The 6296-nt window shown below is 44.8% G+C and carries 7 protein-coding genes; 5 read left to right on the top strand and 2 right to left on the bottom strand.

Annotated elements, in window-relative coordinates; all coding sequences use genetic code 11:
* Both COT81_00875 and COT81_00880 read left to right on the top strand, forming a co-directional pair.
* On the top strand, positions 1–297 hold a 297-nt coding region (locus COT81_00875; protein PIS05475.1), incomplete at its 5' end, for a hypothetical protein.
* Positions 298–434: 137 nt separating this feature from the next.
* Positions 435–1907, top strand: a complete 1473-nt coding sequence (locus COT81_00880) for a leucyl aminopeptidase (protein ID PIS05476.1) — start codon at positions 435–437, stop codon at positions 1905–1907.
* Positions 1908–2120: 213 nt separating this feature from the next.
* Here COT81_00880 and COT81_00885 read toward each other — a convergent pair whose 3' ends face one another.
* Together COT81_00885 and COT81_00890 are read right to left on the bottom strand one after the other, a co-directional pair.
* Positions 2121–2585 carry a hypothetical protein gene (locus COT81_00885; protein PIS05477.1) on the bottom strand — a complete coding sequence of 155 codons (465 nt, stop codon included), beginning with the start codon at positions 2583–2585 and terminating at the stop codon, positions 2121–2123.
* 252 nt (positions 2586–2837) lie between these two features.
* Positions 2838–3185: a hypothetical protein gene (locus COT81_00890; protein PIS05478.1), complete on the bottom strand. Its 348-nt coding sequence runs from the start codon at positions 3183–3185 to the stop codon at positions 2838–2840.
* Between the two features lie 694 nt (positions 3186–3879).
* On the opposite strand from COT81_00890, the gene ruvA reads away from it, so the two are divergent.
* From ruvA to COT81_00905, 3 genes are all read left to right on the top strand, one after another.
* Entirely contained in the window at positions 3880–4470 is a 591-nt protein-coding gene (gene ruvA, locus COT81_00895; protein PIS05479.1) for a Holliday junction branch migration protein RuvA, read from the top strand.
* 141 nt (positions 4471–4611) lie between these two features.
* On the top strand, positions 4612–5934 hold the full coding sequence (locus COT81_00900; protein ID PIS05480.1) for a UDP-N-acetylmuramoyl-L-alanyl-D-glutamate--2,6-diaminopimelate ligase: 1323 nt from the start codon (positions 4612–4614) through the stop codon (positions 5932–5934).
* Positions 5915–6145 carry a hypothetical protein gene (locus COT81_00905; GenBank protein ID PIS05481.1) on the top strand — a complete coding sequence of 77 codons (231 nt, stop codon included), beginning with the start codon at positions 5915–5917 and terminating at the stop codon, positions 6143–6145. Before COT81_00900 ends, COT81_00905 begins: the two co-directional genes overlap by 20 nt.
* The last annotated feature ends 151 nt before the right edge of the window (positions 6146–6296 follow it).

The following is a 6296-nucleotide window of genomic DNA, read 5'->3' on the forward strand; positions in this document are numbered from 1 at the left end:
AAAGAACTGAAATTTGGAGAGGCAAAACTAGATACTGCCTTAACAGATGAATTAAAATTAGAAGGTCAATTTCGGGATTTAGTTCGTCATATCAATAGCTTGCGTAAACAAAACGGTTTGACTCCGAAAGATTCTATTGTTATATATTATCAAGGTGAGGCAGCGGTTTTTGATGCCTTTGCCGATAAATTAAAATCCACTACTTTAGCCACAGATATTAAAGCAGAAAAAATCGAACCGATGACTGAAGTTGTAATTGGTGAGAATAAAATTAAATTAGGAATTAAAAAAGTTTAACCATTATGTCGTCCTGAACTTGATTCAGGATCCATATTAGATAGAGATTCTGGCTCAGAGGCCGGAATGACAATGAGAATTAAAAAGGTTTAAATAATCCCCCTCTCCCTGCGGGAGAGGGTACTAACAAAAATATTATGAAAGTAAACTACGAATCAAAATCTAATCCTCTCAAAGCTGACGTCAACGTTTGGTTTAGCTTTGAAAATAACGGTAAACTGCCAGCTTACTTAAAAGCCTTAGACAAACAAGCCAATGGCGTATTAACTGACATAATTAAAGATAAAGATTTTAAAGGAGAAAGCGGTGAACAATATCCGGTGCGCTTGGCAGGTGCGCGCACGCTTTTGGTTGGCTTGGGAAAAAAGAAAGGCTTTAGCCCAAAAGCGTGGATGGGCGCTTTAAGTGCTGTTACTGAATACGCTCAAAAAAATAAGTTTGATGCTGTCAAAGTAAACTTAGATTTTGATATCCCAGGTAAAATTAAATTAGATGAAGTTATCAGCTTCTTAGTCAAAGCTATAGGTTTAACTGAACATAAATTTGATAAATATAAATCTGATAAAAAAGACAAAGCACATAGAATTGAAACAGTGGTAATAGCAGGGCTACCGGCAGCCAAAGCTAAACGGGCACAAAAAATTAGCGATGAATTACTCGTGGTAGTTTCGGCAATCAATTTAGCCCGCGATTTAGGCAATACTCCAGCCAACGAAGTCACGCCGCCGCATTTTGTTAAAGTAGCCAAAGAAATTGCCGCCAAAACTCCGAAACTTACGGTTAAGAATTTCTCGGTTGCTGAAATGAAAAAATTGCACATGGGCGGAATTTTAGGTGTTGGGGCGGGCTCCCAGCACGATCCGCAATTTATAGTGGTGCAATACCGCGGCAATCCTAAGAAAAAAGAAAATTTAGTGTTGGTCGGAAAAACCGTAACCTTTGACTCCGGCGGGATTTCTATTAAGCCCAGCCAGAAAATGGACGAGATGAAATTTGATATGTCCGGCGGCGCGGCGGTATTAGCGGCGATCAAAGCGATTGCCGAGCTAAAGTTAAAAGTCAACGTCGTAAGCTTAATCCCGTCAGTAGAAAACGTGCCGTCGGGCACTTCCTATAAGCCCGGCGATGTAGTCAAAACCATGTCTGGTAAAACAATTGAGGTTTTAAATACCGACGCTGAAGGCCGGGTAATTTTAGCTGATGCGTTAAGTTACGCAAAAAAAATGAATCCTAAATACGTGGTTGATTTAGCGACGTTGACCGGCGCTTGCGTGGTGGCACTTGGCCATCATGTAGCCGGGGTAATGGGCAATGACCAAACGTTGATAAGCAAAGTGATAAAATCTAGTAAAGCGACAAACGAAGAAGCGTGGCAATTGCCTTTGATGCCTGAATACACTGAACAAATTAAATCTAAAGTAGCGGATGTCCAAAATATATCCAATTCGCCTGGCGGCGGGACAATTACCGCCGCCGCGTTTTTACAAGAATTTGTGGACGGCTATAAATGGGCGCATTTAGATATTGCGGGGACCGCATGGACGCCAAAAAGTAATGGTGCGACCGGTTACGGCGTACATCTCTTAGTTGATTTAGCAAAATCTCTCTAACCAAATAATTCCTCTCCCCCTTTCAAAGGGAGAGGATGAAACCCGTCTGACGGGTTGAAGGTGAGGGTTGGTTAATTGAAAATAATTCCTAACCTCACCCTAGCCCTCTCCTCCAAGGAGAGGGAAGTTACTTTTTTTCTTTAAAAAGAACAGCGCCCACCTAGTTCGAAAACCGGGTGGGCGTGCAGGTTAGCCACGTTAGACGTGGCAGGTTTATACCGGCGTCGTGCAAAGATCGACCGCCTCCTCGAGTTTACCGGCCGGGATGATCAGCACGGCTTTTTTCCGGTCTTTTTTAAACTCGTACCCATACTTCACCGAGATCGTGTGAAGCACGAAGAGTACACACTTCCAGTCCCGATGAGAGCATGAATCAAGCTCGTGCAGAAGTGAAACGTCCCGCACAAGTGAGCTGATGCACGCACGAAAAATAGTTTGGCCAAACCCTCCCTTACTTACATGGAAGAGGCTAAGCAAATCACGCTCGCCGAAATCTTCGACGATTTCACCGATGAAGCATCCGGCGAGATGAACGCCTCTGCTCATCTCAATATCTGCGATGAACATCGGACAGCCCGGGCACGCTCCCCTCGGATAGGGCTGGGCTCGCCGAGCTTCTTCAAGCCCGGCCACCCAAGAACAATCGTTGTTGTGATTTCCGATGCCGCTAGCCGGCATGTAAGTCCCGCACCCCGAACAGTGCAAGTTTCCATTCTTGTCTGGCGTCAGCGGCGCCCGTCGATTGATATGGACCATAAATGTCCCTCCCCGTCTTTGAGTCCGTTGTTCACGCCTGACGCCGAAATGACATCAACCCTGCGTGAACATAGTAAATTACACCTTTTTAAAAAAATAGTCAAAAAAGAACAGCGCCCACCTAGTTCGAAAACCGGGTGGGCGTGTAGTAGTCCGCGCGCGAGACGCGGAGTGTTAAGTAGGCGCGAGCAGCTCACCGATGGTTTTCGGCTTTTCGTCCGGGCGAAGAGGCTTCGTTAGCACGATCGTGCCATTGAAAACCTCAATGCGGCCGCCCATGCGGCCGGCCGCCGCCTGAATGGCCAGCTTCACGCCTTCACGATGAGCGGGATTGCTGCTGTCCAGCCTGACCCGGTGGGTCAAACGGTTGGCGAACCGGACCGCGGACTCAACTCCATGATCAGCGCCGGCAAGGAAGTCACGCAATCCGTGCTGCTCCAGCACGGCGATTAATGCTTTCATTGGGCAACTTTTTTCATGGACCGAATCTAACAGGTTAGCCCCGCATTCATGGCACTGCATACTCTTACTCCTTCCCGATGTGACTCGGGGTGCTCAGGGTGCTTGATAGCTTCAATAAGCCCACCAACCTTTGTAACTTATTTAAAGGGTATTGTCAATGGTTTTTAAAAATGAAAACGCGCCCACGGACCGAAGTCCGGGGGCGCGCGGGGCGGGCACATCTTGCGTTGCGGTTACGTCCGAATCATCTCCGGGTGCAGCATTCCGGTCCGCTCGAGAAAGGCGGTACCGCTCGCCTGCTTGCTGCATACCTGCTTCGAACACTGCTGACGCGGCGGCCGAACAGGCTTCGGGTCCAGGAGACGAAACTCGCTCCCGGGGTTGCGGTGCGTACGAGCCACACCACCATGCCCAGCCTTGATGGCCTTTCGGTTCATCAGAGCGAGGGCCTTGTTGCGGCCGCGGGTCGAATGCGGTGCCTTCACCCGTAAGACCACTCCAGCCCGCACGATGCTGTGCACGCCGGGACGCACCTCACAGCTTTTCAGAATGCGGCGAGCCTGGCACTTTTGGCTTTGGCACACCGCGCCCGAACGAACCATCTTCCCGCAATCGGGACAATTTTCAGTCAATGCCATATTTATGGGGCCTCCTAATGCCCCCAAATAGACTAAAAAATATAACACGAAAAATCTAATTTGTCAATGTACTTATAGCTTAACGCGGGTATTATTCCGTGATAAAGTATGTAGGTATGATTAGCTATTTATCCGGCCAAGTTAAATACATTCACCCGCCAACCAAAAAAGATAATTTTTTTATCTTGGACGTTAACAGCGTGGGCTATCACATCTGGACAATTCCTGATGTGGTTCAAAATTTAACTTTAGGCGAACCAACTGAAATTTTTACTCATCACCATATTGCTGAAACAAGTTCTGATTTATACGGCTTTTTTAGTTATGCCGAAGTTGAACTGTATAAACTTTTAATCAGCATATCTGGCATTGGACCAAAAAAGGCGCTAACCGTCTTAGAGCAAGCATCGATGACAGACATCGAACAAGCTGTCGTAAACGAAGAGCCAGAAATACTAATTAAAGGCGCCGGGTTATCCAAGGCCGTAGCGGAAAAAATTGTGCTAGAACTTCAAGGTAAAATTTCCGCTATTCCACACTCTAAATCAACCAAAGGTGCGGGCACTGATTTGGAAGCGCTAGAAGCTTTAATTACTCTTGGCTATACGCCGCACCAAGCTAGGCAAGCGCTGGCCCAAGTCGCTACTGATACCAATGCGAGCCAAGATAAGGTTAAAGCGGCGCTTAAAATTTTAGGCCAACAGTAACTAAAAGAATGTGAAATATGGTTCCCTCTCCTGGAAGGAGAGGGTTAGGGTGAGGTAACAAATCTAAATCCCCCTCACCTTCATCCTCTCCCTCCAGGGAGAGGAAATTAATGAATAACCTCTCGACAAACTCGGGGAATAATGATGAACATACTTTGGACAATCAAACAGGCAATTAAAAAAATTTTGCCTAAACCAATCCTTAATCTTTATCATCTTACCTTGGCGTTACTGGCAAGCATTTTTTACGGCTTTCCATCCAATAAAATGATTGTGGTTGGCATTACCGGGACTAAAGGCAAAAGCACTTCAGTTAAACTCATTACTAAAATTTTAGAAACCGCTGGGTTTAAAGTCGGCTCTACTTCTACTGTGGAGTTCAAGGTCGGGCAAAAGACTTGGCTAAATGACAAAAAGATGACTATGGTCGGGCGGTTTGCGCTGCAAAAATTACTCAAAGACATGGTTAAAGCTAAATGCCAGTACGCGGTAATTGAAACCTCATCCGAAGGCATAGCCCAATATCGTCATGTCGGTATAAAATACGACATTGCAGTTTTTACCAATTTAACGCCCGAACATATTGAATCTCACGGCAACTTCGACAATTATAAAGCAGCTAAATTAAAATTATTTGCCCGCGCTAAAAATACAATTGTCGTCAATGGCGATGATGCCCACGCGAGTGAATTTATCAATTTCAAGGTTTTACAAAAATATAGTTTTCAAATCGACAATCGCAGCTCGCTAGGCACAGAAGTTGAACAAGTTATAGCGACCAATTTAAAATTAGGTTTAAATGGTTCCTCGTTTAACGTTGAAGGTATAAATTTCAGCCTTAAGTTGCTAGGTGTTTTTAATGTTTATAATGCCTTAGCTGCTATCGCCGCCGCCCAAAGCCAAAACATTGATTTAGCCACCTGCAAAAAAGCTTTGGAGCAAATTAAAACTATTCCGGGCAGATTAGAATTTATAGATGAAGGCCAAAATTTTCAAATTATTGTTGATTACGCTTATGACCCGCGAGCGTTCGAACAATTGTTTTCAGTAATTAAAGAAATGAAGCCAAAAGGTAAAGTAATTCATGTGTTTGGGGCAACCGGCGGCGGACGTGACAAGGCGAGGCAACCAGTAATGGGGAAAATGTCCGGAGGGTTTGCTGATGTTTGCGTGATTACTAACGATGACCCTTACGACGATGACCCGCAAACTATAATTAATCGCATTGCTGAGGGTGTAAAAGAAAGAGGTAAAAAAGAGAATGAAAATTTATTTTTAATTGAAGACAGGCGCCAAGCAATTAACAAAGCGCTGACTTTGGCACAAAAAAATGATATAGTATTAATAACTGGCAAAGGGGCTGAGCAAGCATTGGTGCTTGCTGGCAATAAAAAAATTCCGTGGGACGACCGGCGCGTAGCTAGGGAAGAATTAAAAAACACACATGCTAGAAAACACACTTAACATTTTAACCGTTCTGGGCTTTACCTTAAGCACAATCGGTAAGCTGATTGTAGCTTATACGGCTTATGCCATTCATGTTAAAATTTCCAAAATGAAAAAGATTGATGATTTGGTGCTAGAAACGATGAAGCACGAAAAGGCACTTGCAATTATGGGAATTTTATTCATGGTGCTTGGCTACTTTCTCGAACTCCCAGAAAAATTCCTTTGATGTCATTGCGAGCGTAAGCGTGGCAATCTAGTAATTTGAAAAACAAAAAAACCACCTATTGTCAAGGACCCCAGGTAATGTGCACACACATATTGCACTTTTTGCTACTCTGGGGGCATATGTCAAAAACTATGCCCAAATCAACCAAAGA

This window comes from Candidatus Buchananbacteria bacterium CG10_big_fil_rev_8_21_14_0_10_42_9, assembly GCA_002773845.1.
Lineage (GTDB): Bacteria > Patescibacteriota > Patescibacteriia > Buchananbacterales > 21-14-0-10-42-9 > 21-14-0-10-42-9.